Here is a 26866-nt window from a genome sequence, read left to right as displayed (position 1 = left end):
CGTCGAACAAGCACCTGCAAAACACAGTCGCTTCCTACTGGAGCTTTCCACAAGGCAAACAAAAACGCCCCCGGCCTTTCGACCGGGGGCGTTTTCATTCAGCCTGAGCTAACTCAGTTCTTGGCTTTCTTGGCTGCGCGGGTACGCTCGCCTTCGTCCAGGATCTTCTTGCGCAGACGGATCGACTTAGGCGTCACTTCGCACAGCTCGTCGTCCTGGATGAATTCCAGGGCCTGCTCGAGGGTGTGGCGAACTGGCGGTACCAGGGCGATGACTTCGTCTTTGCCCGAAGCACGCATGTTGTCGAGCTTCTTGCCTTTGGTCGGGTTCACGCCCAGGTCGTTGTCACGGCTGTTCAGGCCGATGATCTGACCGTTGTAGATCTCCTGGCCGTGTTCAACGAACAGCTTGCCGCGAGCCTGCAGGGTTTCCAGCGAGTAGGTCAGTGCCTTGCCGGTCTCGACCGAAACCAGTACGCCGTTGAGGCGGCCGGACATCTGGCCCGACTTCATGGTGTCGTAGCGATCGAAGATCGAGGTCAGGATGCCTGCACCGTTGGTCAGGGTCAGGAACTGGTTACGGAAACCGATCAGGCCACGGGCTGGAATGTTGTACTCCAGACGAACGCGGCCCTTGCCATCCGGAACCATGTTGGTCAGGTCGCCTTTACGCAGACCCATCTCTTCCATGACCTTGCCCTGGGATTCTTCAGGGATGTCGATGGTGACGTTCTCGAACGGCTCCTGCTTCACGCCGTCGACTTCGCGGATGATCACTTCAGGACGGCCCACGGCCATTTCGAAGCCTTCACGACGCATGGTTTCGATCAGCACCGACAGGTGCAGCTCACCACGGCCCGAAACCTTGAACTTGTCAGGGGAGTCGGTCTCCTGAACGCGCAGGGCAACGTTGTACAGCAGCTCCTTGTCCAGACGGTCCTTGATGTTACGGCTGGTGACGAACTTGCCTTCTTTACCGCAGAACGGCGAGTCGTTGACCTGGAAGGTCATCGAAACGGTCGGCTCGTCAACGGTCAGCGGCTTCATCGCTTCTACCGCATCCGGGGCGCACAGGGTGTCGGAGATGAACAGCTCATCGAAACCGCTGATGCAGACGATATCGCCAGCCTGGGCTTCTTCGACGTCAACGCGGTGCAGACCGTGGTGACCCATCAGCTTCAGGATACGGCCGTTGCGCTTCTTGCCGTTGGTGTCGATGGCGACAACCGGGGTGTTCGGCTTGACGCGGCCACGGGCGATACGGCCAACACCGATAACGCCGAGGAAGCTGTTGTAGTCCAGTGCGGAGATCTGCATCTGGAACGGGCCGTCGCGGTCAACAGACGGAGCTGGTACGTTGTCGACGATCGACTGGTACAGCGGGGTCATGTCTTCGGCCATGGCAGTGTGGTCCAGGCCGGCAATGCCGTTCAGGGCCGAGGCGTAGACCACTTTGAAGTCCAGCTGTTCGTCGGTGGCACCGAGGTTGTCGAACAGGTCGAAGATCTGGTCCAGAACCCAGTCAGGACGTGCGCCCGGACGGTCAACCTTGTTGATCACGACGATTGGCTTCAGGCCGGCTTCGAAAGCCTTCTTGGTCACGAAGCGGGTTTGCGGCATCGGGCCGTCCTGGGCGTCGACCAGCAGCAGCACGGAGTCGACCATCGACATTACACGCTCAACCTCGCCACCGAAGTCGGCGTGGCCGGGGGTGTCGACGATGTTGATGTGGTAGCCGTTCCAGTTGATGGCGGTGTTTTTCGCCAGAATGGTAATACCGCGCTCTTTTTCCTGGTCGTTGGAGTCCATGACGCGCTCGTCGTTGAGCTCGTTACGCTCCAGAGTGCCGGACTGACGCAGGAGTTTGTCGACCAGAGTGGTTTTACCATGGTCAACGTGGGCGATGATGGCGATGTTACGCAGATTTTCGATCACAAGTGTATCTCGATCAGAGGATTCGGTTGCCGCCCAGTGTAGGCGGCCAATATGTACCGTTTAAGGCTCAGCGGGCCCGGCGGTCGGGAGGGCGATGGCGAATACTGCCGCCATACAGCCCCGGCGTCTTATGTCGGACGATAAACACGCACATTGGCATGTCCCTCACTGAGCAGATGGTGTGCGTGCAAACGGCTCATCACACCCTTGTCGCAATACAGCAAGTACTGGCGCGTGGGGTCCAGGTGCTTGAACTTGCTGTTGATGGCGTAGAACGGCATGGTCTGGACTTCGATACCTTCCAGCACCAGAGGTTCGTCTTCCTGGGCATCGGGGTGGCGAATGTCGATGACGATCTGGCCTGGCAGCGCCTCGGCCACTTCCTCGATTTCGATGTCCTTGCCCAGCTCATCGATCACATGGTCGATGGAAATGAACTTGGCGCGCTCAAGAGCGCGCTCCAGCACGGCCATGTCGAACTGCTTTTCTTCGTGCTCCATGCGGTGACGCTTGGCATGGGTGGTCGGGTTTACCGAGATCACGCCGCAGTACTCCGGCATGTGTTTGGCAAAGTCCGCGGTGCCGATTTCGGTGGCCTGGTCGATGATGTCCTGCTTGTGGCTGGCCAGCAGCGGGCGCAGCACCAGCTTGTCGGTGGCCGAGTCGATGATCGACAGGTTCGGCAGGGTCTGGCTGGACACCTGGGAAATCGCTTCGCCGGTCACCAGCGCGTCGATCTGCAGGCGGTCGGCCATATGGGCGGCGCCGCGCAGCATCATGCGCTTGAGGGTCACGCCCATGTAGCTGTTGTCGACCTTGTTGAGGATCTCGCCAACCACTTCTTCGAACGGCACGCTGATGAACAGGACGCGCTGGCTGCTGCCGTACTTTTTCCACAGGTAGTGGGCCACTTCCATCACGCCCAGCTCGTGGGCACGGCCGCCGAGGTTGAAGAAGCAGAAGTGGGTCATCAGGCCGCGGCGCATCATCTGGTACGCCGCAACGGTGGAGTCGAAACCACCCGACATCAGCACCAGGGTCTGCTCCAGGGCACCCAGCGGATAACCGCCGATGCCATTGTGCTGGTTGTGGATCACGTACAGGCGCTGGTCGCGGATTTCGATGCGCACCAGCACTTCAGGCTTTTTCAGCTCGATCCCGGCGGCGCCACACTGCTGGCGCAGCTGGCTGCCGACGTAACGGTCGACGTCCATCGAGGTGAAGTCATGGTGGCCACCGCGCTTGCAGCGCACGGCGAAGTGCTTGCCGGCCAGCAGGTGGCCGAAGTGGTGCTTGCACTTGGCGACGATGTCGTCGAAGTCACCCAGCGGGTATTCCTCTACCTGCAGGAAGTGGGTGATACCCGGGGTGCAGGTGAGGCGTTCGATCATCTCGCGCTGGACTTTTTCGTCTTCGACGCGGGTGACCACCTCGAGATTGTCCCAGACACCATCGACCGCGAGCTCAGGGTCGAGATCCTTGAGCACGTTGCGGATGTTCTTGCCAAGCTGGCGGATGAAGCGCTTGCGCACCGGCCGGCTTTTGATGGTGATTTCTGGGAAGACTTTGACGATAAGTTTCATTGGTTAACAGCGCGCGCAGGGCCTGCCGAAAATGAGGGGCGCGAATTATATCGGAAATTGCTCAGGATTTGACCAACTTTTGATCAGAAGCTTTGAGATAAATGCAGAGGCCAGGTTTTGCAGTGCCTGTTCCGGCCCTTTCGTGGGTAAACCCGCGCCTACAGGCGGTGCAAAGCCCGTAGGAGCGGGTTTACCCGCGAAGAGGCCCAAGAAGCTGGCACATCACTTATGCAGCGCACCCTATTGGTGCGACACGATCAAAAAACGCATCGTAAGGGTGCACTTTTACCCGCTAACCCAACGCCAAATGCCCGCAAACGCCCCCTTTTATCCCACCCTCGCCATTTTCGGGCACTGGCATGCAATTTGCTCCCTTGTGAGGCAGGTAAGCTTGGCCGACTATCCGCGCCCGGCAACACCCTTTTTCCAGGGCAGCGGCCCACCGCGCTCTAGACCATCCGGAGGACAACATGTCGAAGTCGGTTCAACTCATCAAAGATCATGACGTCAAGTGGATTGATCTGCGTTTCACGGACACCAAAGGCATTCAGCACCACGTGACCATGCCGTCGCGTGATGCGCTGGACGAAGACTTCTTCGAAGTCGGCAAGATGTTCGACGGTTCCTCCATCGCTGGCTGGAAAGGCATCGAAGCGTCCGACATGATCCTGATGCCGGTCGACGAAACCGCCGTTCTGGACCCGTTCACCGAAGAACCAACCCTGATCATCACCTGCGACATCGTCGACCCGTCGAGCATGCAGGGCTACGACCGCGACCCACGCGCCATCGCCAAGCGCGCTGAAGAGTACCTGAAGAGCACCGGCATCGGTGACACCGTATTCGCCGGCCCAGAGCCTGAGTTCTTCATCTTCGACGAAGTGAAGTTCCACTCGGACATCTCCGGTTCGATGTTCAAGATCTTCTCCGAGCAGGGCTCGTGGATGACCGGCGCTGACGTGGAAGGCGGCAACAAAGGCCACCGTCCAGGCGTGAAAGGCGGCTACTTCCCGGTTCCGCCGTTCGACCACGACCATGAAATCCGTACTGCCATGTGCAACGCCCTGGAAGAAATGGGCCAGACCGTTGAAGTTCACCACCACGAAGTGGCGACTGCCGGCCAGAACGAAATCGGCGTCAAGTTCAACACCCTGGTGAAGAAGGCTGACGAAGTACAGGCGCTGAAATACGTCGTGCACAACGTTGCCGACGCTTACGGCCGTACCGCCACCTTCATGCCGAAGCCACTGTACGGCGACAACGGCTCGGGCATGCACGTGCACATGTCGATCTGGAAAGACGGCAAGAACACCTTCTCGGGTGAAGGCTATGCCGGCCTGTCCGACACCGCCCTGTACTTCATCGGCGGTATCATCAAGCACGGTAAGGCCCTGAACGGCTTCACCAACCCGTCGACCAACTCGTACAAGCGTCTGGTTCCAGGCTTCGAAGCCCCGGTAATGCTGGCCTACTCGGCTCGCAACCGTTCCGCCTCGATCCGTATTCCTTACGTTGGCAGCCCGAAAGCCCGCCGTATCGAAGCACGCTTCCCGGACCCATCGGCCAACCCGTACCTGGCGTTCGCGGCCCTGCTGATGGCTGGCCTGGACGGCATCCAGAACAAGATCCACCCAGGCGACGCGGCCGACAAGAACCTGTACGACCTGCCGCCAGAAGAAGCCAAGAACATCCCGCAAGTGTGCGGCAGCCTGAAAGAAGCTCTGGAAGAGCTGGATAAAGGCCGTGCGTTCCTGACCAAGGGCGGCGTGTTCTCCGACGACTTCATCGATGCCTTCATCGAGCTGAAGAGCGAAGAAGAAATCAAGGTCCGTACCTTCGTACACCCGCTGGAATACGAGCTGTACTACAGCTGCTGATCTGATTGGCGCATCGCGCCGATGACATGATCACAACGGCCTCCCTCGGGAGGCCGTTTTTGTTTTCATACATGCGAATCAGAACGCCCCTACAAGCAGCGTTTGGTCAACTGCGCACAATCCATTCTCCCTCTGTATGGAGAACACCATGCGCCTGGCCATCACGTCACTTTGCTTGCCGTTTGCCTTGATCGGCTGCATCGCTCCTGAAGCATCCCAGCCTGAATTCAACCCACTCCTGTCCAACATCGAGTACCGACTGGACCTGGCCAGCTCGGTCGCACTGCACAAGTGGGAACACAACCTTGCCGTAGCGGCGCCCGAGCGCGAGCGCGAAGTCCTTGCCCTGGTGCGCCAGCAGGCTGCCGACCATGACCTCAGCCCTGAACGCGCCGCAGCTTTCTTCAGCGACCAGATCGAGGCCAACAAGCTGATGCAGTACACCTTGCTCGATCGCTGGGTCATGCTAGAGCAGAGGCCATCAGCAGCCGTCCTTGATTTGGTCGACCAACTGCGGCCTCGCCTGGACAAGCTTCAGACAACGCTTCTATTCGAGTTGGGGCGCTTCGACCGGCACCCTCCAGAGGACTGCGCGCGTAAACTCGCCAACGCCCTGCACGCCCGCACCAATGACCCGATACGCCACCTTACCCTGGTCCGCGCAACCGCACAGCTGTGCCCGAAACACTAGGCGCGCCAATGCTCTATATTGGTGCATAACAACGCCAAACGCTCCGCCATGCACCCCAAAACAGGTCGCGCGGAGCGCCCGCTCAGCAAATTTTGATCCGATTGAGCGCAAATCCAGGCCTTTCTCAGCTATTTCCGCTTCTTTTCGGAGCCTTGGTTTGTTTCTTGCATTTTTTGCAGGAAGAGAGTCTCGCATCAGCGGATCCACAGCACGCTCGGATCTGGCCCCAAGTGCCAGGCAAGCGCCAAACGAGGTCAACGACGCCTTATGACCATCAGCGATGCACAGCACCGTCTGCTTCTGGACAACCTGACCACCGCCACGTTGCTGCTCAACGCCGAGCTGCGCCTGGAGTACATGAACCCGGCGGCAGAAATGCTGCTGGCCGTCAGTGGCCAGCGCAGCCATGGGCAGTTCATCAGCGAGCTGTTCACCGAATCGACCGAGGCGCTCAGTTCGCTGCGCCAGGCGGTCGAGCAGGCGCACCCATTCACCAAGCGTGAAGCGCAGCTTACATCGCTGACCGGGCAGACCATCACCGTCGACTACGCGGTAACGCCGATACTGCATCAAGGCCAGACCCTGCTGTTGCTCGAAGTGCACCCGCGGGACCGGCTGCTGCGCATCACCAAGGAAGAGGCCCAACTGAGCAAGCAAGAAACCACCAAGATGCTGGTGCGCGGCCTGGCCCACGAAATCAAGAACCCCCTTGGCGGCATCCGCGGAGCGGCCCAGCTACTGGCCCGCGAACTGCCCGAGGAAGGGCTGCGCGACTACACCAACGTGATCATCGAAGAGGCGGACCGTTTGCGTAACCTGGTCGACCGCATGCTCGGCTCGAACAAGCTGCCGTCGCTGGCCATGACCAATATTCACGAAGTGCTGGAGCGGGTGTGCAGCCTGGTCGATGCCGAAAGCCAGGGGTGCATCACTTTGGTGCGCGATTACGACCCAAGCCTGCCGGACGTGCTGATCGACCGAGAACAGATGATTCAGGCCGTACTCAACATCGTGCGCAACGCCATGCAGGCGATCAGCTCGCAGAATGAGCTGCGCCTGGGTCGCATCACCTTGCGCAGCCGCGCCCTGCGCCAGTTCACCATCGGCCACGTGCGTCACCGCTTGGTAGCGCGGGTAGAGATCATCGACAACGGCCCGGGCATCCCGCCGGAACTGCAGGAAACCCTCTTCTATCCCATGGTCAGTGGCCGCCCGGACGGTACCGGGCTGGGCCTGGCCATTACCCAGAACATCATCAGCCAGCACCAGGGCCTGATCGAGTGTGAAAGCCACGCTGGCCATACCGCCTTCTCGATTTACCTGCCTCTGGAACAAGGAGCCACCGCCTCATGAGCCGAAGTGAAACCGTATGGATCGTCGACGATGATCGCTCCATCCGCTGGGTCCTGGAAAAAGCCCTGCAACAGGAAGGCATGACCACCCAGAGCTTCGACAGCGCAGACGGTGTCATGGGACGCCTGGCACGCCAGCAACCCGACGTGATCATTTCCGACATTCGCATGCCTGGCACCAGCGGCCTCGACCTGCTGGCGCAGATCCGCGAGCAGCATCCGCGCCTGCCGGTCATCATCATGACCGCCCACTCCGACCTGGACAGCGCCGTGGCCTCGTACCAAGGCGGTGCCTTCGAGTACCTGCCCAAGCCATTCGACGTCGACGAAGCGGTATCACTGGTCAAGCGCGCCAACCAGCACGCCCAGGAGCAGCAAGGCCTGGATGTGCCACAGAACCTGGCGCGCACCCCGGAGATCATTGGTGAAGCCCCGGCGATGCAGGAGGTGTTCCGCGCCATCGGCCGCCTCAGCCACTCCAACATCACCGTGCTGATCAATGGCGAGTCCGGCACCGGCAAAGAACTGGTGGCCCACGCCCTGCACCGGCACAGCCCACGAGCAGCATCGCCGTTCATTGCCCTGAACATGGCCGCCATCCCCAAGGACTTGATGGAGTCGGAGCTGTTCGGCCATGAGAAAGGCGCCTTCACAGGTGCTGCCAACTTGCGTCGCGGCCGTTTCGAGCAAGCCGATGGTGGCACGCTGTTCCTCGACGAGATCGGGGACATGCCTGCCGACACCCAGACCCGCCTGTTGCGTGTGCTGGCCGATGGCGAGTTCTACCGCGTAGGCGGCCATGTGCCGGTCAAAGTCGACGTGCGCATCATCGCCGCCACCCACCAGAACCTGGAGTCACTGGTGCAGGCCGGCAAGTTCCGTGAGGACTTGTTCCACCGCCTGAACGTGATCCGTATCCACATTCCGCGCCTGGCTGACCGCCGCGAAGATATCCCCGCCCTCGCCCGCCACTTCCTTGCACGGGCGGCCCAAGAGCTGGCAGTCGAGCCGAAGATCCTCAAGCCGGAAACCGAAGAGTTCATCCGCAACCTGCCATGGCCTGGCAATGTGCGGCAGATGGAGAACACCTGCCGCTGGATCACCGTGATGGCCTCCAGCCGCGAAGTGCTGATCGGCGACCTGCCACCAGAACTGCTGAACCTGCCACACGATGCCGCGCCGGTGACCAACTGGGAGCAGGCCCTGCGCCAGTGGGCCGACCAGGCCTTGGCGCGCGGGCAGACCAGCCTGCTGGACAGCGCAGTGCCGAGCTTTGAGCGGATCATGATCGAAACAGCACTCAAGCACACCGCCGGCCGCCGTCGCGATGCGGCGCTGTTGCTGGGTTGGGGGCGCAATACCCTGACACGCAAGATCAAGGAGCTGGGGATGAATGTGGCTGGGGGGGATGATGAGGAAGGTGATGACCACTGAGCTCTGAATTAGCTTCTAGATTGCTGGGGCTGCTTTGCAGCCCATCGCGACACAAGGCCGCCCCCACAGGACACTTCTGCCCCCAAGGCTGATGCGATGGACACACATCGCGGTCGTCGTAGGAGCGGGTTCACCCGCGAAGAGGCCGGGCCTGCTGGCCAATCTCCACCTGCCGTTCAGCGTTGCCGCCGCCACCGTATTCGCGGGTAAACCCGCTCCTACCACGATCCTGTGGGAGCGGCCTTGTGCCGCGATGGGGCGCAAAGCGGCCCCAGCCATTTCAGCCTTCTGAATGCACCGTTCCTGTGCCGGCTGCACCTCTCGAAGGCACAAATCCCCTCAAAATCCGGCCAAATAACCCGCAAAGCCCAGTATTCACGGCTTTTGCAAAACTGGCACGCCCCCTGCAATAAGCAATACATCTCCAGTTTCGGGGGCCCTGGTACAGGCAGGCCGGGTGAACCCCTCTTTTATTTGCAGCACCGCCGCTTTTGGGGACCTCGGTACAGGCAGGCCGGGAAATCCCCCCTTTATACGCAGTACCCCTTTTGGGGACCCTGGTACAGGCAGGCCGGGATATCCCCTCTTTTATTCGTGCAGTTTCACTTGCACCCGCCAGCGCCCAGCGTCCTCTGCACCGGCCCATTCGCCGTGCAGAGGGCGCGCGGCCACCACCGTCAGCAACAAACCTTCCTTGCTGTGCTGTACCCGCCAGCTAACCGGCTTGCCCTGCAGGCTGAGCTGCCCTTGCTGAGCCTTGCCCTGGGCCTGAAACAGCAACGCCACCGTCCCTTCCACGTTCTCGCCATGCAGCTTGGGCTCTTCGTTGAACCACAGCTCCAGGCCATCCTGCATCACTTGCACCTGCTGCAGCTCACGCTCGTCCGGCGTAGTCAGGCGACCGATCATCAGCCCTACCATCAAGCCAACGATCGCCAATGACAGCATCACCCGTGGGAAGGCCTTCGAACGCACGTCCGGTTCAGGGGTAGAATGCCCGTCATCTTCACGTTTGGAGCCGTGCATGTTTCACGTCATCCTTTTTCAACCAGAAATTCCGCCGAATACCGGCAACATCATTCGCCTATGCGCCAACAGCGGCTGCGCCCTGCACCTGATCGAACCCATCAGCTTCGAACTGGATGACAAGCGCCTGCGCCGCGCAGGGCTGGACTACCACGAGTATGCCACGCTCAAGCGCCACGAGAGCTTGGCCGGATGCCTGGAAAGCCTTGGCAACCCACGGTTGTTCGCCTTTACCACCAAGGGCTCGCACCCGTTCCACGAAGTGGCCTTCCAGCCAGGCGACGCCTTCCTGTTCGGGCCAGAGAGCCGCGGGCTGCCGGCCGAGGTGTTGGACAGCCTGCCGGCCGAGCACCGACTGCGCCTGCCGATGCGGCCAGGGTGCCGTAGCCTGAACCTGTCCAATACCGTGGCGGTGACGGTGTATGAGGCGTGGCGGCAGAACGGGTTTGCCGGGAGCTGATGTGTTGCCCGTACGGGCCTCTTCGCGGGTAAACCCGCTCCTACACAGGTCGAGGGAACGGCGCGATCCCCTGTAGGAGCGGGTTTACCCGCGAAGAGGCCCACACAGGCAACAAAAAAGCGCCCGAAAGGCGCTTTCTTGATACCGGCAGTTATTACTGCACAGTAGGCGCTTCACCCGCTTCCTGCATACGCTGCATTTCTTGCGCGTACAGGGCGTCGAAGTTGACCGGCGACAGCATCAGCGCCGGGAACGAACCGCGGGTCACCAGGCTGTCCAGGGCCTCACGAGCATAAGGGAACAGGATGTTCGGGCAGAACGCACCCAGGGTGTGGCTCATCGAAGCCGCATCGAGGTTGGCGATCAGGAAGATACCGGCCTGCTGCACTTCAGCAATGAAGGCCACTTCGTCACCGTTCTTGACGGTAACCGACAGGGTCAGTACGACCTCGTGGAAGTCGCCTTCCAGGGATTTCTGCTTGGTGTTCAGGTCCAGGGCAACGCTCGGTTCCCAGGTCTGACGGAAGATCTGCGGGCTTTTCGGGGCCTCGAACGACAGGTCGCGCACATAAATACGTTGCAGGGAGAACTGAGGGCTGTTGTCTTCTGCAGCAGCGCCGTTGGTCTGTTGGTCAGTCATGTCAGATCCTTATCCTAATGTTTTTGAATGCAGTGCAAATCAGGCCGCCAGCAACGCGTCGAGCTTGCCCGCGCGCTCCAGGGCATAGAGGTCATCGCATCCACCGACATGGGTGCTGCCGATCCAGATCTGCGGCACCGACGTACGGCCGGCTTTCTGACTCATCTCGGCGCGAACCTGCGGCTTGCCGTCGACCTTGATTTCCTCGAAGGCCACGCCCTTGCTCTCGAGCAGGTACTTGGCGCGCATGCAGTAGGGGCAGTAGTCGCTGGAGTAGACGATGACAGGCTTCATATCACTTCACCAGGGGCAGGTTATCGGCTTTCCAGCTGGAAACGCCACCGCTCAGTTTGGCGGCGTTGTAACCAGCTTTGAGCAGCTCGCGGCAAATGGTGCCGGACTGCTGGCCCATCGCGTCGACGACGATCAAGGTCTTTTCTTTATGCTTGCCCAGCTCAGTCATGCGGTTGGCCAGCTTGTCCTGCGGGATGTTCACAGCGCCGACGATATGACCGGCGGAGTATTCCTTGGCCGGGCGAATGTCGATCACCAGGGCCTTCTCGGCATTGACCAGGGCTGTCAGTTGGCCATTAGTCAGGCTCTGGCCACCACGACGGATTTCATTGATGAGCAGCAAGACCAGCAGAATGAGGAAGATCGCAACCAGGATGTAGTGATCTGTCGCGAATTGAATCAGGTGAGCAACCATCAGCGGTGTTCCAGGCGATTGAAAATGCCGGCCAGTATACACAGCCCCTTGGTGCCACCAAAGCCCGACGGGCCGGCCACAAAACCACCTTCATGTTGCTACTACAGGTGCGCCGGTCGGTGGAATGGGACGAATATTAGCCGCAGGTGGCGTATTTGCCCTAAAATGCGTGTCTTTATCATCTTTGAACAACCGTGAGTTTGATTGATGACGAGCACGCCCAAACCCCTGGTCCTGATTATCCTGGATGGCTTCGGCCATAGCGATATCCCCGAACACAACGCCATCTTTGCCGCCAATAAACCGGTCTATGACCGCCTGTGCGCCACCCAGCCGCACGGCCTTATTTCCGGCTCGGGCATGGATGTCGGCCTGCCGGACGGGCAAATGGGCAACTCCGAAGTCGGTCATATGAACCTCGGCGCAGGTCGCGTCGTCTATCAGGACTTCACTCGGGTGACCAAGGCCATCCGCGACGGCGAGTTCTTCGAAAACCCGGTACTGACCGGTGCTGTGGACAAGGCAGTCGGTGCTGGCAAAGCCGTGCACATCCTCGGCCTGCTGTCCGATGGTGGCGTACACAGCCACCAGGACCACTTGGTGGCCATGACCGAACTGGCCGCCCAGCGTGGCGCTGAAAAGATCTACCTGCACGCCTTTCTCGATGGCCGGGACACCCCGCCACGCAGCGCGCAGTCGTCCATCGAACTGCTCGACGCCACCTTCGCCAAACTGGGCAAGGGCCGTATCGCCAGCCTGATTGGCCGCTACTACGCCATGGACCGAGACAATCGCTGGGACCGCGTCAGCGCCGCCTACAACCTCATCGTCGATAGCGCTGCCGAATACACCGCTGACACGGCCCTGGCTGGCCTTGAAGCCGCTTACGCCCGCGACGAAAGCGACGAGTTCGTCAAGGCCACGCGCATTGGCGAAGCCGTCAAGGTCGAAGATGGCGATGCCGTGATTTTCATGAACTTCCGCGCCGACCGCGCTCGCGAACTGTCGCGTGCATTCGTAGAGCCAGACTTCACGGAATTCGCCCGTGCGCGCCTGCCGAAGATGGCGGCGTACATCGGCCTGACCCAGTATTCGGCGAAGATCCCGGCACCAGCAGCCTTTGCCCCGTCCAGCCTGAACAACGTACTGGGCGAATACCTGGCGAAAAACGGCAAGACCCAACTGCGCATCGCCGAAACCGAGAAATACGCCCACGTCACCTTCTTCTTCTCTGGTGGCCGTGAAGAGCCGTTTGAAGGCGAAGAACGCATCCTGATCCCGTCGCCGAAGGTCGCCACCTATGACCTGCAACCGGAAATGAGCGCACCAGAGGTGACCGATCGCATCGTCGAAGCCATCGAACAGCAGCGCTTCGACGTCATCGTGGTCAACTACGCCAACGGCGACATGGTCGGCCACACCGGCGTGTTCGAGGCAGCGGTCAAGGCCGTCGAAGCACTGGATACCTGTGTAGGGCGCATTGTCGACGCACTGGACAAGGTCGGCGGCGAAGCGCTGATCACCGCTGACCACGGCAACGTCGAGCAGATGGAAGACGAGTGCACCGGCCAGGCGCACACCGCGCACACGACCGAGCCGGTACCGTTCATCTACGTGGGCAAGCGCAACGTGAAAGTGCGCGAGGGCGGCGTGCTGGCCGACGTGGCGCCAACCATGCTGAAGCTGCTGGGGCTGGAAAAGCCGGTGGAAATGACCGGTACCTCGATTCTGGTCGACGCCTGAATGTCGAAAGGGGCTGCGTTGCAGCCCCAATTGCACATGAATTCCAGACAAACGCCCCCCTGCATCCGCAGCGAGGCGTTTTTTTTGCCTGCCCAGGCGGGCATACTAGGCCAGTCTCCATCCTTGGTACGCCAAACCCCATGCTTCGCGCCCTGATCCTCCTAGCCCTGTCTTGCCTGCTCAGCCCGGCCTTCGCCGATGAGCGTGCGCAGACCCAGCAGCAACTGGATGCCACCCGCCAGGACATTGCCGAGCTCAAGAAAACGCTGAGCAAGCTCCAGGAAGAAAAGGCCGGTGTGCAAAAAGACCTCAAAGCCACCGAAACCGACATCGGTAACCTCGAAAAGCAGGTGGAGGCCCTGCAGCAAGAACTAAAAAAGACTGAAGGCGAGCTGGAGCGCCTTGATACCGAGAAAAAAAAACTCCAGAGCGCCCGCGTTGAACAACAACGACTGATCGCCATTCAGGCCCGTTCGGCCTACCAGAACAACGGTCGCGAGGAATACCTCAAGCTGCTGCTCAACCAGCAGAACCCCGAGAAATTCGCCCGCACCCTCACCTATTACGACTACCTGAGCAAGGCGCGCCTGGAGCAATTGCGCACCTTCAACGAGACGTTGCGCCAACTGGCCAACGTCGAACAGGAAATTTCCAGCCAGCAACAACAACTGCTGGCCCAGCGCACCGACCTCGACAGCCGCCGCCAGGCCTTGGAAACCGAGCGCGCCAAGCGCCAGCAGGTACTGGCAAAGCTCAACAGCGATGTGAAGGACCGCGATCAGAAGCTGCAAGCGCGCGAACAGGACCAGGCCGACCTGGCCAAAGTCCTGAAGACCATCGAGGAAACCCTCGCCCGCCAGGCGCGTGAAGCTGAAGAGGCACGCAAGAAGGCCCTGCTGGCACAGCAGGAAGCAGAAAAACGCCGCCAGCAGGAAGCGCTGGCCGCCGCCGCTGCCCGCGACCGGGCCCGTGAGCCCGCAGAGCCAGTGGAACCGCCGAAAAAGGCCCGCACCACCCTCGGGCCGATGGTTTCCAGCGATGGCGCAAATTACGGCGGCGCATTTTCTGCTGCGCGGGGCAAACTTCCATGGCCAGTCAATGGTCGATTGCTGGCACGCTTCGGTGATGCCCGCGGTAGCGACGCCCGTGCCAAGTGGGACGGGGTTATGATCAGCGCCAACCCAGGCACCCAGGTACGTGCCGTGCACGGCGGGCGTGTGGTATTCGCGGACTGGTTGCGCGGTGCCGGGCTTCTGGTCATTCTCGACCATGGCAACGGTTACCTGAGCCTGTACGGCCACAACCAGAGCCTGCTCAAGAATGCCGGTGATATCGTCAAGGCCGGAGAGGCCATTTCCACCGTTGGCGACAGCGGTGGCCAGGACGCGGCAGGCTTGTATTTCGCTATCCGCCAGCAGGGCCGGCCTACCGACCCTTCGCAGTGGTGCCGGGGCTAGGCTCTGTACGAAAAGTCTTGAGACGCAGGTCAGGCAAGGCGAAAACAGCCGAGGAACGGCCGGGGTCGCGCCCGACTGTACTGGAGTACATGAGCATTCCGAGGCTGTTTTCAACGCAGCATGAACAAGTATCAAGGCTTTTCGTACAAAGCCTAGTCACATTTCTACGGCGCAGCCTGAGTGCTGCGCCGATGCTCCCCAGGGAGCGCTTACAGGATCAGGAGTTCGTTCGACATGCTGCACTCGCCTCGTCTCACCCAGCTGGCCCTGTCCATCGCCCTGGCGGTCGGCGCGCCCCTGGCCACCGCCGCAGAGCCGGCCAAGGCCGCTGCAGTGCCAGCCACCGAGGTGACCGCCAAGGCGCCACTGCCGCTGGAAGAACTGCGCACCTTCGCCGAGGTCCTGGACCGCATCAAAGCTGCCTACGTCGAACCGGTAGACGACAAGACCCTGCTGGAAAACGCCATCAAGGGCATGCTTAGCAACCTTGACCCGCATTCCGCCTACCTCGGCCCTGAGGACTTCCAGGAGCTTCAGGAAAGCACCAGCGGCGAGTTCGGCGGGCTGGGCATTGAAGTAGGCCAGGAAGACGGCTTCATCAAGGTGGTCTCGCCAATCGACGACACCCCAGCCTCGCGGGCCGGCGTGCAGGCTGGTGACCTGATCGTCAAGATCAACGGTGCCCCGACCCGCGGCCAGACCATGACCGAAGCCGTCGACAAGATGCGCGGCAAGGTCGGCGAGAAGATCACCCTGACCTTGGTGCGCGACGGCGGCAACCCGTTCGACGTGAACCTGACCCGTGCAGTCATTCAGGTCAAAAGCGTGAAGAGCCAGCTACTGGAGAACGACTACGGCTACATCCGTATCACCCAGTTCCAGGTCAAGACCGGTGACGAAGTGGGCAAGGCCCTGGCCAAGCTGCGCAAGGACAACGGCAAGAAGCTGCGCGGGGTGGTGCTGGACCTGCGCAACAACCCAGGCGGCGTGCTGCAATCGGCAGTGGAAGTGGCCGACCACTTCCTGACCAAAGGTCTGATCGTCTACACCAAGGGCCGCATCGCCAACTCCGAGCTGCGTTTCTCGGCCGACCCGGCCGATGCCAGCGCAGGCGTGCCGCTGGTGGTACTGATCAACGGTGGCAGTGCATCGGCATCGGAAATTGTCGCCGGCGCCCTGCAGGACCAGAAGCGCGCCGTGCTGATGGGTACCGACAGTTTCGGCAAAGGCTCGGTGCAGACCGTGCTTCCACTGGCCAACGACCGCGCCCTGAAGCTCACCACTGCGCTGTACTACACCCCCAACGGCCGCTCGATCCAGGCCCAGGGCATCGTCCCGGACATCGAGGTGCGCCCGGCCAAGCTCACCGCCGAAGCCGACACCGAAAACTTCAAGGAAGCCGACCTGCAGGGCCACCTGGGCAACGGCAACGGCGGCGCCGACCGCCCGACCGGCAGCAGCAAGCGCAAGGAGCGCCCGCAGGATGACGACTTCCAGCTGAGCCAGGCACTGAGCCTGCTCAAGGGCCTGAACATCACCAAGGGCGACTGAGCCACCCTATGCGTTATCTGCTGTGTCTGTTGTTTTGCCTGATGGCCGGAATCGCGCAAGCGGCGCCGGCCAACAAGGCCTACATGAGCATCATCATCGACGACCTGGGCCAGAGCGCCGAGCGTGACAACCGTACCCTGGCCCTGCCCGGGCCAGTGACCATGGCGATCATGCCCGACACCCCGCATGCCACTGACTTTGCTCGCCAGGCGCACAAGGCCGGCAAGACGGTGATCCTGCACATGCCTATGGACCCGGCCACCGGGCCCTATGCCTGGCACCCGGAGGTTCCGCTGACGGAGCTGGCCAGGCGGCTCGACACTGCGCTAGCCAAGGTGCCCTACGCCGCCGGCATCAACAACCACATGGGCAGCCGCATGACCGCCCAACGCCAGCCCATGGCTTGGCTGATGGGCGAGCTGCAGCAGCGCCATCTGTTCTTTGTCGACAGCCGTACCAGCGCGGCCACGGTGGCAGCTGCCGAAGCGCAGGCACAAGGCTTGGCACATGTCTCGCGCGATGTGTTTCTCGACGATGTGCGTACCACCGAGGCAATTACCAGGCAACTTCATCAAGGTATTGCGCTGGCCAGCAAGCAAGGCTCGGTGGTGTTGATCGGGCACCCTTACCCACAAACGCTCGAGGTGCTGGAGCGCGAACTGCCAGGCCTGAAGAGGCAAGGCATTACCCTGATCGGCTTGAATCAGATGATCGCCGAGCGGAGCAACCAGGCCATGCCTGCACATGGCAAGCACGGCCGCTACAGCAACCGCTGAGCACGAGGTTCGCGCCTCGTATCGCCCAGGTCAGCTGAAAGGAATAATCCCCCTGGCTTGCTCCAACGTCAGCTTCCCACGGTGAATCCGTTGCCCCGCCATTGCTGCGAGGCGGCTACTCATACGACGCTGGCTCCAGGTTTTCAGGTGGCCGGCTACAAAATTTTCACCATGATCACTCTGAGATTGGAAATGAAAATGTGCAGCCCAGAGGTTACGCCTGCTCGGCAGGCGCAGCACACGATACTCGTCAAAGGCACCGCCATCCTGCATGAGCCGGCGCTCGCCGTATTCGACGGTGATCAAGCCTTCAGCGTGCAAGTAACGCAGGGCTTCGGCGGATGGGTAGCTGGTGTCAGTGTAGAGGGTGATGAGCTGGAGCTTTTTCTCACCGCGCAACGCATCCGCATCCCGCTCCAGGGCCCTCAACAGTGAGTCGCTGCCACCCGCCTCGCGTACGGTACTCACCGCCTGTTCCAGTTTGGCCAGATGCAGGTCGAACAACTGAGCGAGCAAGGTCCCTTTGATATCGTGCTCGACATACGATTTGGCCTTCATCCGCACCTTACTGGTTTCATCCAGCAATGATTGCACCCACATGGCCAAATCGCCTGGGGGCGCTTCGTCAGTCAATGAAGGCCGTTTTACATCACGCTGACGCCACTCTCCTTCAACGTGCTCAAAGGTCGCAAGCACCGCTTCGCTGATTCCCTCACGCACTTCAAGCAGGCGTTGCCCCTGCACTTGCACTTCGGTTCCGATCTGTAACTGCCCCTGAGCATTACGCACCAGCCGCTGCGGCATGCTGGACACAGGATACGGCAGACGACTGGTGGGCGCGCGGGCCTCATCCTGCTCGCGAGCCGCCTCGACCAGACGGCGGCCAGCATCCAGCTTGAGCTTGCCGACATGCTCCCGGTACCGGTCGAGCATCGCCGGCTCGATCAACCTGCCTCCCTCCTTGCGAATACGGTCGCTGTTGAGCATTGCAGCACTGTACTCATCCCAGGCTTCCTGCAAGATGACAATCCTGTCCTGCGCCGAAAGGTTGGCAAAATCCAGTGCGCCGTGAGCTTCAGCCGCATTGCGCAGGCTCAGGCCCGCCAGATCATCCCTGTAACCGGCAAGAATTGAACGACCGGCTTCATTGTCCAGGTGCAAGGCAAGGTCCGCCAGGTTCAATACCTGATGGAAACGCAGCTGAACCGTATTGATGGTGCGCTTGGCTATCAGCTGCGCAACCGTCCGCGCAGGTTCATCCGGGGCTCCGGTAATTTCGAAGGCGTCGGGTGTATCAGCGAGGATCTGATCGAGACTCTCGTAGCCCGCAAGCAAGCGATCCTGCAGGTCAACTGCGGCCTGCAGCTTGAGCCGGAACGCCTGATACAAGTCGGACACTTGGCCGATTGGCCTGCCATCCAGCGCCTGCTGCATCTCGGCTAGCCGGGGCAAATCAACAAGGTCCCAGAGTTCATAGACGATGAAATCGCTATTGCGGATGATCTCCGCGCGAACGGTCGTCTCATGCTGCCGAAGCGTGTCGTCCCAGCCTCCTTTCTGCCGCTCGCTGGCGTACTTGGGTTCATTCATGCTTGCCAATATCGGCAGTAATGCCGTATCGGCGCTGACAGCGGCTTCCAGCTGTTTTATCGACTGGTCTCTGTGTTGGGAGGCTTCCTGCTCCAACTCGGTTATACGCTCATCGTATCGCTGGACCAGTTTACCCAACTGCTCACTTTCATCCCCCTCCGGCAGGTCAGCCAGCTTTGCGGCTGCCCTGCTCCTAAGGTCCTTCAGGTTCTGCAGCGGTTTCTTCGACTCCAGGGACTGCTTGGCCATCAGCCCGAATTGCTGCCTCGCGCGTTCGACCTCCTGGTCCAGCTGGTTGACCTTCTGATGTAACTCTTCGAATCGCTTTGCCAGCCTAGCCTGGGCGGAGTTCCGGGGCATGCCGCCGTCCAGACGAAGTGAGGAGTCCAGCCGCCAGTCGCCATCGGCAGAGCTCAGCCAAGGCCCCACTGCCCCGTGGCCGTCGATCACTCGCACCCCCCCAGGTAATTGCTGCACGCGGTAGGTATCCCCGGCCAAGCTGACGTATAACGCGTCGTCGATACGGTACAAGCCTGCTGTGCCTGGGCTACTCAACGGTACCCTGCCATCGAGCGACACCCCTGAACGCATTGCCCGAAGTGCTTGCCGCTGTGCAGGCGGTAACCAGTTGAACCCACTTTGGCCACGCCAGGAAAAATCGATCCACCCCCCACGAAGGCCCTCGCTGGCTGCCGCTTCCTCGACCGGGACGATGGTTAGCTCGGCATAGGCTCCACGCTGCGGCTCGGGGCCTTCAACGGCTGCTGCGCCGGGCAGCTCATGAATGGGAATTTCCCGTGGCGGTTGCCTGCCATGCAGCAACGCCATACCCAGGTTGAGCACAAGGTCGGCAACTGCGGATGTTCGGTCAAACTCATTCCCGCGCTCAAGGGCATCCAGGTCGTGCTGCAGGGAGGCGAGCAACTGCACCAACCACGCTACGGAGGCCACCGGCCCACGGATCGCTAAAGTTACCACATTGAATAACAGCCATGCGCCCTCACACAGGGTTTGCCAGCGGTTCTCGGCATTGGATACGGTCTGCTCGTCGGCAAGCCTGAGCAGAAGGTCACGGTTCGCATTGTAGAGCTGCTCGTCAATATCGCCGGTCCAGTAGGTGACTGCCAATTGGGCGGGCGCTGGACGCTCGGGAATGATATAGGGATCGATTCCTATGGAGGTGGTATGAGGCTCACTGAACCCCCCATGCTCATATATCGGCCTGACGTTCGGCGCCATCCAGTCGAGAATACTGTCCTGCAGCAGCTTCGACTCGCGCACATGACCCAGCAAATCCGCCAGATGGGTGTATTGACGTAGCGTGTCAGTGGCGAACAGCGGACGATAGAGCAATACCAGCGAAGGCTCTGCGCAGTACAGTAGGTACATGCCCAGCACCTTGTCCATGTTCGCCGACGTTGCGCTGCGCTTGAACGCCAACGGGATCAATACCATTCGAGGCGTTACCGGGTCGATGCGACCGGCGCAGAAATCGACCACACATTGCAACCCGACCTCTCTGATCTTTCCCCCAAGCTTGGCAGAGATAGCACTGGCGAGCAGCGCAGCACGCCATTCGCCACCCAATCGCCTGACCCGCTCCGCGCGCATGGCCGGGTCGTCCAACTGGGCGGCGACGTAGGCAGGGTAATGACGACCAATATCCACCTTGGTAACGAGGCCCATGGCGACGTCCGCATTCAGCCATTTCGGCGCATCCACCCATTTCGGCTCATCCCCCTCGGCGCGCTGGTAGATTCGCCCGATGCTTGCTCCTTTGAGGGAAGCGAGGTTACCGATGGCGAACTGGGTAAGCGACATGCTCCCCGCGGGCTCCAACGGCTCCCCACCGCCCGTGCCCGTTGCCGAACCTCCCGGCACCCCACGAGCACGATAAAGGTCGAACATCAGATCGTCCGGCGAGCTGTGAACCTTATGGTCATCCCAGATTTGCTTCTCCAGCGCCTGACGAGCGTAGTCGGTCAACGATTGGATACCCTCCAACGCCCCCACGCCGCCCGAGCCGAGCTGATGCAACGCGATCTGCAGCAAGGCGGCGCTGCAGGCAAAGCTGTCCTGGGGAGCACTGGCACGCAACCCTGGAGGCGGCACTACTGCCGGCGTGTCATCCTGGTAAACCTCGAACCAGGACGAAGGATCACTGAGCTGGGCAAAACGCCGCTCCAGGGCCGGAACATCCTCGATGGCCAGACAGCGGGCGCGATCAACCCGACAAAGCAGTGCATCGAGCAAGAGCGAAACCTGCTGGGCAAATACGTTGCCTTCGGCCGGATAGCGTTGCCAGCGCATCTGCTCGAATGCATAGTCCTGCGCCAGTTCGTCACGCAGCGCCAGGCCGAACGCTGACATCGAATCGAAGCTGCGTACCGCCCCGGAAGGCGCGCACCAAAGCACTACCTCGCGCTCATCCCACTCGCCGCAAACCAGCATCAGGCACTGCAACTGATCATGCTGCAGCGAGGCGCTGATGAGCTGAGTCTGGACAAAATACACCGCTGGTTGGTCGTCACCGCCGTACAACACGCCACGGATGCACGCCTGCTCCTGTGCGTCCAGACCTTGCAGCGGAAGGCCACGCAGTAACGCGATCCTTAACAGCAACTGCAACCAGCTGTCGCGTCGGACACCACCTTTGTCATCGGCTCTCCAGTATTCCAGCTGAGCCTCGCAGAAATGCTCAGGAAGTTGCTGCACCAATTTGTTCAGCGCGGGCGACAAGCCTGACAACTGGCGGGTATCGAATTCACTATCCGAGCCAGGAAAACGATAGTCTTTGGTCAGGCCGAGGTTGTAATGGCGACCATCATCAAATGGCTCGAGGCTAAGCGGCTTCGAATCGAGCAAGGCGGCCAGCACCCGGTCCACCAAGGAGCCGGTGGTCCAGTAAGGACTGGAGGGGTCCGGGCTGTCCAGCATCAGTGGGTCCGCCGTTGCCAGGTCGGGAGTGACATTGGCCAGCCAGGGCAGTTCTGAGAGCAACAAGCGCAGCAATTGTTTACTGGCGACCTGCCGCAGCGTCGGGCGATCGCCGAACTGCCTGGCAACCACCTGTCTGAAATCGAATGTTGGAACCTGAGGATTGGTCATGCTGGGTGCCTCCACCGTGAAAAACGGTAGGCTGCGGCAAGAATGCCCGACACCCGCATTACATATTGCTTTATCAAGCGCTGGCGCAGTCCAGGGTCACCGTAGGCCGGCGCTTCGCTCGGCGCAGCCACCAGGCTGTCCGGCCGTTTGTTAGAGGTTGAACGGAATCACATCTTTGGCCTGTGCGTAGGTCAGGTTACCCCGGTAGATACTCAATACCTGCCCTTCGCTCGCCGCCTTCATTTGCTCGCGATACCCCATCTTGCGCTGGCTCCACAGCTTGAGATGGCCTTTGCCAAACGCCGTTGGCGCCGCCTGCGAGTCGGCAAAATGGAAATGCGCGGCCCACAAGGGTTTAACCCGAGGCTCGTCGGGAGCATGCAACAGGCTGATCCGGTACTCGTCCAGATAGCCATCGGAGACCACCTGCCGAGGCCCGACATACTCCACGTCGAGCAGGCCCTGCTCGTGGAGAAAATTCAGCCCTCTGGAACCTGGATAGCGCGTCTTGGTGTACAGCTCTACCAAGCAGTCGCGGCGGGCCTGACGCAGTTGAATCAATGCATCGTCCATACGCGCCAGCAGCCCTTGCTCTGCGTCGGCATCGCTGAGCTGTTCACGCAGCGCATTCACTTCTTTGATCTGGCCGTCCAGTATCGACATGAGGCCCTTGTCGTCAGCATCCTTGGCAACCAGGTCTCTGGCCTGGGCGATGACGTTTTCGTTCTGTGCCAGTATTGCCTCGCCCAGTTCCCGGTTGTTGCTTTCGGAGTCTGGCGTCGAAGACCGAGGCTCCGATTCAGATTCGTCCAGGGCTACCACTTCAACCCAGTCGTCTCCCTGCTTATGGAAACGATGCAGCACCGTCTCGTTCAGAGCCCCTACAACTTCCAACACAGGCTGCCCGTCGACCACCGCTTCGCTGCCAATCACTATCTGACCGGCGCGGGTGTAGGCCACCTGTAGGCTCTTTTGTGGATAAACTGCACGGCGAGCGCCACGGGCCTGGCCGGCCGCCTGCTCGCGCATGGCCTCTACCAGCGCATCACCGGCTATGGTTTTCAGCTGCACCATCTGTTGCTTGTAGGCCTCAAGGCGCTGGACATCGATGAGCTTGCTGCCGATTCTCTTGATCCGTTCGGCGTTGAGAATCGCCGCAAGGTACTCGTCCCACGCGCTTTGCAGCACCTCGATACGTTCAGCAACAGGCAAGTCACAGAACATCAGCAGATTATGCGTCTGCGCGGCCACCCGCAAACGATGACCGGCGAGCGCATCGCGAAAGATCATGTAGTGTTGGGTGGACGCACCTTTGCGCCACTGCAGGGCCAGCTCGACCAGCCCCATGGCCTGAAAAAACCGGATGTTGACCGTAGTCGTCGTGCGATTACTGATAATGCCCGAGACGCTCAAGGTGGCATTGACATAAGGCACTTGCATGTCGATATCGGTTACAGCCAACAGACGATCCAGCTGGCTGGAGACATCGATGATCCTGGGCTGCTCTTCAAGCAACTTCTCCAACATCGTCCGGAACCTGGCATACAACTCGGCCTGTTTCTCTGGCGGTGCGACATTGAGCGCGTTGGTGAGTTGGTCATATTTCGTGAACCCACCCAAGGCCAGGAGCTCATCAATGAAGAACATGCCAAAGCTGATCAGGTTCTTGCGAACTTGGCCCAAGCGTATCCGTTGATCTCTCACGCTGCCGACGTGCGTCGAGGCGCTCAACTTGTCAAGCACATAGGTAATGTTGCGTTCGGCCTCGAGATAGTTAAGGAACAATCTCTCGTTCAAGGGCAGGCGCTGGTTGCGCAGCTTACTCGTCTGCTCTTGCAACTGCTGGAACTTAAGCTTGAACAACTCGGTAGCCTGCTCGAATTGCGCACGTTCGCCCGGCTCGGTGGGTGGCGCCTTTTGCAACCGTTCCTCGACTTTTTTTACCGGATCATGCAAACCGACAATCTGCTCACTCAACGCGTTGAAATCCTTCGTAGCTGCCTCCGCGGCCGAGATATGCCGCTCTATCTCGGCCTGAGCCTTGGCGATCGGTCCGTCCAGCTTCTTGCGCAATCGCTCGCGGGCCAGCTCGCCTGAGCGACCACTGCCACCACGCAAGCGCGAATTATTGAGGTGCCAGATATCGCCGTCGCGCATCAGGTATGGCCCAACCGTGCCGTCCGGACCAATGATGCGAAACGCTGCGTTCTCAAGGCTGACTCGGTAGACACTACCGTTCAGAGACACATAGAAATCATCCCCGATCCGTACCAGGCCCGCGGTCACGCCCTGCGTCTGCGGTTCGCGCCCTTCCAGCGAAATACTGGCCGCCAACGCCCGCATTTGGCCGCGCTGGGCACTCGACAGGCCGTTGAGTCCCCCAGCCCCACGCCAGGAAAAGTCCAGGTGGGTATTGGCCATCGCCTGCAGCCTGTCGACCGAGGCGCTGGGCTCCCGGGTTGCTGCGGAAAGGTTCGCCAGCTCGACCCCAGTGCCTGCAGGTGGCCCCTGGAGCAGCGCTGGCGGCAGGTCGCCAGAAACGGGCGGCGCTGCCAGTTTCGGCGTCTGCAGGTGTATCAGCGCCAGCAAGGTGTTGTTCAGCACATCGACCATCGCCTGGATGCGCTCGTCGAGATGCGAGCTGGCCAGTCCCTGCACATCGTTGATCAAGCTGCGCATGCCGATGTAGAGCCAGGCAACGGAGGTGAGCGGCCCAGGTAACACCGGAAACACAACATTCAGCAGTTCCCAGGAAAATGCCGTGACCAGCCGCCAGCGCACCTCGCTGTTGCTCATGGCGCTGCGATCCGCCAGCTCCAGCAGCATCCGGCCCTTGGCTTCGAACATCTGCCGATCTACGTCCTGCGCCCAGAATTGCAGCGCCAACTGGACAGGCTGCGGTTTCTCCGGGAGTGTGTAAGGGTCGAGCAGCCATTGGGGCAGGTGCGGCTCCCGGAAGCCACCATTGTCGTAGACCGCGCGCTGAGCTTGCTCGATCCAGAGCAGCACGTTGTCCTGCAAAGCCCCCGGGCTGCTGATCGCATCCAGCAGTGCCTGAGCGCTGTCGTACTGAATCAGCGCCTTTTCGGTGTACAGCGGGCAGTACAACAGATGAACACCCAACTCGATGATTTCGATCACGTAGAAACCATGCGCCACGTCGACCCTCTCCGATGTCGGCGAGCGTTTGAACGCAAGCGGTGCAATCCGCACAGCGGCTGCCCCTTCCGCGCCGCTACGACAGAATTCCGCCAGGGCGCCATAGGCGAACTTGTCGAGCCGCTTGACCGCACGCGCCCGCGCGGCATCGAACATCAGGGTGATACGCCAGCGTATGGCGAATGCCGAAATGTGTTCGGCGCGGCTCGCCGAGCGATCGAGCATCGACTGAACATGCCGTGGATAACTGCCGCCGATATCGACTCGCTGCACCAGCTCACGGACGTAATCAATGGTCATCCACTTCATGATCAGCTGGTTTTCCCGGTGCGCGATGTGTGTCACCACCCCTCCTGCGGTGGCATCCAGGCGGCCGATCGCCAACTGCGTCAGGGTCAACGTCTTTTCACCGGTCTTCTGGCCGAAGCCCAGCCCGTGACCGTCACTGACAAAGGTCTCGACCGTGAGGATAAGGTCATCAGGAAAATAATTGGCGTCTACCGGGTGGTCATGCAGCATCGCTTCGCGCAGGCGCGTCGCCGCATAGGTGTGCAAGTCCGGCAGACCGTCCTGAATGCCCTGGGCTGGGCTGCGCTGTTGCAGTAGCGACAAGTCGAGCATGGCTTGGAGGTAGGCGGTCTGGCTATCCGTATCGGCTCGCGACAGGCCCTTGGGAAGCGCCAGGCCCAGCCCGCCGGTGCCATGGTCACTGAACTCGGCGAAGAATGATGCGGGGTCGCAGGCCAAATGGCAGTAGTGCTCCAGTTGGTCGACGCTGTCGATCGCACTCCAGCGCAGGCGGGCCACGCGCTCGAGCAAGATTTCCAGCAACGAGGCGCTGTACAGGGCGAAAGCGTCGCCCTCCACTGTCAGGCCCTGCCAGCTCAACTCATCAAACCGGTAACGTCCAGCCATCTGTATCTGCAACGCCGCGCCGAATGCAGCCTGGGCGTCGAAACTGCGGACCAGGCCTTCGGGAGAACACCAGAGTGTCAGTTCGCGAACTTCACTGGAGGCGGTAATCAGCAAGCCGGGCAACAGCTCATGGAAAGTGTCTTCACCCTCACGTAACGCCACCCGCACCAGCTGCACATCGAGCCCGGTACGGTTGCCCATCATCAGGTCACGCAGCAGCTTGCGTTGTTCGTCGTCCAGCGCTTCGTCTTTCAGGCCATCGAGCAGGTTGGCGCGCAACAACTGTTGCAACCACAGGTCCCGGTCGATAATGCCGTCGCCGTTCCAATAGTCGATCTGCGCTTGCTGGAAGTGCCAAAGCAGCATTGGCAGCAACGCGTTGAGGCCATCGGTCAGGCGCGCGGGGTCGATCAAATCGCCCTCAGCCGTTTCGAAGCTCGACTCGATGGCGAAAAAGCGCCGGGGCGGGTTCAGGCTAAGGCGGTAGTCGCCCGCCGGGGCGAGGTCCAGTGGTTTAGCCGCAAGCAGGGCCTGCAGCACCACATCCACCAGCGGCTGAGGGCGCCAGACAGCATCCGGCTGCAGGGACATCAGGTACAGCGGTGCAGCCGAGGTCATTTCAGGGCGATGCACGCCAACCAGAGGATAGTGCTCCAGGATCACCTTCATGACCTGTTCACCTACGACCTGGCGGAGCGTGGGACGGCTGGCGAACTGGGCGGCGACTGCGTGTTTGAGGTTGTGCGCGTGAGTGGCGGGCATGACCAGGACTCGTTGTGGAATGAACCACAAAGCGTCCTGGAAATGGTATCGAAACAGGTGCTACATATTGCTGCTGGCAGGCCGCGGCACCTGGCGGTG

17 protein-coding genes are annotated in these 26866 nt (G+C 60.7%); 9 read left to right on the top strand and 8 right to left on the bottom strand.

Translation table 11 applies throughout. The features are described 5' to 3' along the window. Positions 1 to 113: 113 nt before the first annotated feature. Positions 114 to 1934, bottom strand: a complete 1821-nt coding sequence (gene typA, locus ACF8FG_RS10135; RefSeq protein ID WP_010955599.1) for a translational GTPase TypA — start codon at positions 1932 to 1934, stop codon at positions 114 to 116. A gap of 128 nt (positions 1935 to 2062) precedes the next feature. Further along, on the bottom strand, positions 2063 to 3517 hold the full coding sequence (thiI, locus tag ACF8FG_RS10130) for a tRNA uracil 4-sulfurtransferase ThiI (protein WP_014592690.1): 1455 nt from the start codon (positions 3515 to 3517) through the stop codon (positions 2063 to 2065). A gap of 470 nt (positions 3518 to 3987) precedes the next feature. Between thiI and glnA the strand changes: the two genes are divergently transcribed. The 4 genes from glnA (at position 3988) to ntrC (ending at position 8871) form a co-directional block, all read left to right on the top strand. Next, positions 3988 to 5394 (top strand): type I glutamate--ammonia ligase, encoded by a 1407-nt coding sequence (gene glnA, locus ACF8FG_RS10125; RefSeq protein ID WP_003249219.1) that lies wholly within the window; start codon positions 3988 to 3990, stop codon positions 5392 to 5394. 148 nt (positions 5395 to 5542) lie between these two features. Further along, a complete protein-coding gene (gene aroQ, locus ACF8FG_RS10120; RefSeq protein WP_014592691.1) occupies positions 5543 to 6085 on the top strand; it encodes a gamma subclass chorismate mutase AroQ in 543 nt (180 codons plus the stop codon). A gap of 267 nt (positions 6086 to 6352) precedes the next feature. Continuing rightward, the gene (gene glnL / locus ACF8FG_RS10115; protein ID WP_010955600.1) at positions 6353 to 7438 is read left to right on the top strand and encodes a nitrogen regulation protein NR(II); all 1086 of its coding nucleotides are present in this window, start codon (positions 6353 to 6355) and stop codon (positions 7436 to 7438) included. Beyond that, positions 7435 to 8871: a nitrogen regulation protein NR(I) gene (ntrC, locus tag ACF8FG_RS10110; RefSeq protein ID WP_010955601.1), complete on the top strand. Its 1437-nt coding sequence runs from the start codon at positions 7435 to 7437 to the stop codon at positions 8869 to 8871. Before glnL ends, ntrC begins: the two co-directional genes overlap by 4 nt. 588 nt (positions 8872 to 9459) lie before the next feature. On the opposite strand, the gene ACF8FG_RS10105 is transcribed toward ntrC, so the two are convergent. Further along, positions 9460 to 9897 carry a hypothetical protein gene (locus ACF8FG_RS10105; RefSeq protein ID WP_010955603.1) on the bottom strand — a complete coding sequence of 146 codons (438 nt, stop codon included), beginning with the start codon at positions 9895 to 9897 and terminating at the stop codon, positions 9460 to 9462. On the opposite strand from ACF8FG_RS10105, the gene trmL reads away from it, so the two are divergent. Further along, positions 9896 to 10357 (top strand): tRNA (uridine(34)/cytosine(34)/5-carboxymethylaminomethyluridine(34)-2'-O)-methyltransferase TrmL, encoded by a 462-nt coding sequence (gene trmL / locus ACF8FG_RS10100; RefSeq protein ID WP_003249209.1) that lies wholly within the window; start codon positions 9896 to 9898, stop codon positions 10355 to 10357. The two genes, ACF8FG_RS10105 and trmL, sit on opposite strands and share 2 nt — an antisense overlap. Before the next feature lie 154 nt (positions 10358 to 10511). On the opposite strand, the gene secB is transcribed toward trmL, so the two are convergent. The 3 genes from secB to ACF8FG_RS10085 are packed head-to-tail and all read right to left on the bottom strand — an operon-like array spanning position 10512 to position 11706. After that, the gene (gene secB, locus ACF8FG_RS10095; protein ID WP_014592692.1) at positions 10512 to 10997 is read right to left on the bottom strand and encodes a protein-export chaperone SecB; all 486 of its coding nucleotides are present in this window, start codon (positions 10995 to 10997) and stop codon (positions 10512 to 10514) included. Between the two features lie 39 nt (positions 10998 to 11036). Next, a complete protein-coding gene (grxC, locus tag ACF8FG_RS10090) occupies positions 11037 to 11291 on the bottom strand; it encodes a glutaredoxin 3 (RefSeq protein ID WP_003249204.1) in 255 nt (84 codons plus the stop codon). A 1-nt stretch (position 11292) separates the two neighbouring features. After that, positions 11293 to 11706, bottom strand: coding sequence for a rhodanese-like domain-containing protein (locus tag ACF8FG_RS10085; protein WP_010955605.1), 414 nt, complete (start codon positions 11704 to 11706; stop codon positions 11293 to 11295). 207 nt (positions 11707 to 11913) lie between these two features. On the opposite strand from ACF8FG_RS10085, the gene gpmI reads away from it, so the two are divergent. From gpmI to ACF8FG_RS10065, 4 genes are all read left to right on the top strand, one after another. Continuing rightward, positions 11914 to 13449 carry a 2,3-bisphosphoglycerate-independent phosphoglycerate mutase gene (gene gpmI, locus ACF8FG_RS10080; RefSeq protein ID WP_076402343.1) on the top strand — a complete coding sequence of 512 codons (1536 nt, stop codon included), beginning with the start codon at positions 11914 to 11916 and terminating at the stop codon, positions 13447 to 13449. A 140-nt stretch (positions 13450 to 13589) separates the two neighbouring features. Next, positions 13590 to 14906: a murein hydrolase activator EnvC gene (locus ACF8FG_RS10075; protein WP_014592693.1), complete on the top strand. Its 1317-nt coding sequence runs from the start codon at positions 13590 to 13592 to the stop codon at positions 14904 to 14906. Positions 14907 to 15140: 234 nt separating this feature from the next. Then, on the top strand, positions 15141 to 16457 hold the full coding sequence (locus tag ACF8FG_RS10070; RefSeq protein WP_004576741.1) for a S41 family peptidase: 1317 nt from the start codon (positions 15141 to 15143) through the stop codon (positions 16455 to 16457). Positions 16458 to 16465: 8 nt separating this feature from the next. Continuing rightward, entirely contained in the window at positions 16466 to 17233 is a 768-nt protein-coding gene (locus ACF8FG_RS10065) for a divergent polysaccharide deacetylase family protein (protein ID WP_014592694.1), read from the top strand. A gap of 30 nt (positions 17234 to 17263) precedes the next feature. Here the strand turns inward: ACF8FG_RS10065 and ACF8FG_RS10060 are convergent, their stop codons facing one another. Continuing rightward, positions 17264 to 21931: a DUF6543 domain-containing protein gene (locus ACF8FG_RS10060; protein ID WP_267273560.1), complete on the bottom strand. Its 4668-nt coding sequence runs from the start codon at positions 21929 to 21931 to the stop codon at positions 17264 to 17266. Positions 21932 to 22081: 150 nt separating this feature from the next. Continuing rightward, complete coding sequence (locus ACF8FG_RS10055) at positions 22082 to 26767, bottom strand: dermonecrotic toxin domain-containing protein (protein WP_318077547.1); 4686 nt, start codon at positions 26765 to 26767, stop codon at positions 22082 to 22084. Between the last annotated feature and the right edge of the window lie 99 nt (positions 26768 to 26866).

Origin of the sequence: Pseudomonas sp. YQ_6 (assembly GCF_043103245.1) — a bacterium.
Taxonomy (GTDB): Bacteria; Pseudomonadota; Gammaproteobacteria; order Pseudomonadales; family Pseudomonadaceae; genus Aquipseudomonas; species Aquipseudomonas alloputida.
The sequence above is the reverse complement of the archived record's forward strand: the minus strand, read 5'-3'. Positions and strand labels throughout refer to the sequence as shown.

What these genes read in the sequence shown, in the direction of transcription:
- thiI (WP_014592690.1), bottom strand. Translation starts at nt 3,517, where the DNA reads ATGAAACTTATCGTCAAAGTCTTCCCAGAAATCACCATCAAAAGCCGG.
- glnA (WP_003249219.1), top strand. Translation starts at nt 3,988, where the DNA reads ATGTCGAAGTCGGTTCAACTCATCAAAGATCATGACGTCAAGTGGATT.
- aroQ (WP_014592691.1), top strand. Translation starts at nt 5,543, where the DNA reads ATGCGCCTGGCCATCACGTCACTTTGCTTGCCGTTTGCCTTGATCGGC.
- glnL (WP_010955600.1), top strand. Translation starts at nt 6,353, where the DNA reads ATGACCATCAGCGATGCACAGCACCGTCTGCTTCTGGACAACCTGACC.
- ntrC (WP_010955601.1), top strand. Translation starts at nt 7,435, where the DNA reads ATGAGCCGAAGTGAAACCGTATGGATCGTCGACGATGATCGCTCCATC.
- trmL (WP_003249209.1), top strand. Translation starts at nt 9,896, where the DNA reads ATGTTTCACGTCATCCTTTTTCAACCAGAAATTCCGCCGAATACCGGC.
- ACF8FG_RS10105 (WP_010955603.1), bottom strand. Translation starts at nt 9,897, where the DNA reads ATGCACGGCTCCAAACGTGAAGATGACGGGCATTCTACCCCTGAACCG.
- secB (WP_014592692.1), bottom strand. Translation starts at nt 10,997, where the DNA reads ATGACTGACCAACAGACCAACGGCGCTGCTGCAGAAGACAACAGCCCT.
- grxC (WP_003249204.1), bottom strand. Translation starts at nt 11,291, where the DNA reads ATGAAGCCTGTCATCGTCTACTCCAGCGACTACTGCCCCTACTGCATG.
- ACF8FG_RS10085 (WP_010955605.1), bottom strand. Translation starts at nt 11,706, where the DNA reads ATGGTTGCTCACCTGATTCAATTCGCGACAGATCACTACATCCTGGTT.
- gpmI (WP_076402343.1), top strand. Translation starts at nt 11,914, where the DNA reads ATGACGAGCACGCCCAAACCCCTGGTCCTGATTATCCTGGATGGCTTC.
- ACF8FG_RS10075 (WP_014592693.1), top strand. Translation starts at nt 13,590, where the DNA reads ATGCTTCGCGCCCTGATCCTCCTAGCCCTGTCTTGCCTGCTCAGCCCG.
- ACF8FG_RS10070 (WP_004576741.1), top strand. Translation starts at nt 15,141, where the DNA reads ATGCTGCACTCGCCTCGTCTCACCCAGCTGGCCCTGTCCATCGCCCTG.
- ACF8FG_RS10065 (WP_014592694.1), top strand. Translation starts at nt 16,466, where the DNA reads ATGCGTTATCTGCTGTGTCTGTTGTTTTGCCTGATGGCCGGAATCGCG.
- ACF8FG_RS10060 (WP_267273560.1), bottom strand. Translation starts at nt 21,931, where the DNA reads ATGACCAATCCTCAGGTTCCAACATTCGATTTCAGACAGGTGGTTGCC.
- ACF8FG_RS10055 (WP_318077547.1), bottom strand. Translation starts at nt 26,767, where the DNA reads ATGCCCGCCACTCACGCGCACAACCTCAAACACGCAGTCGCCGCCCAG.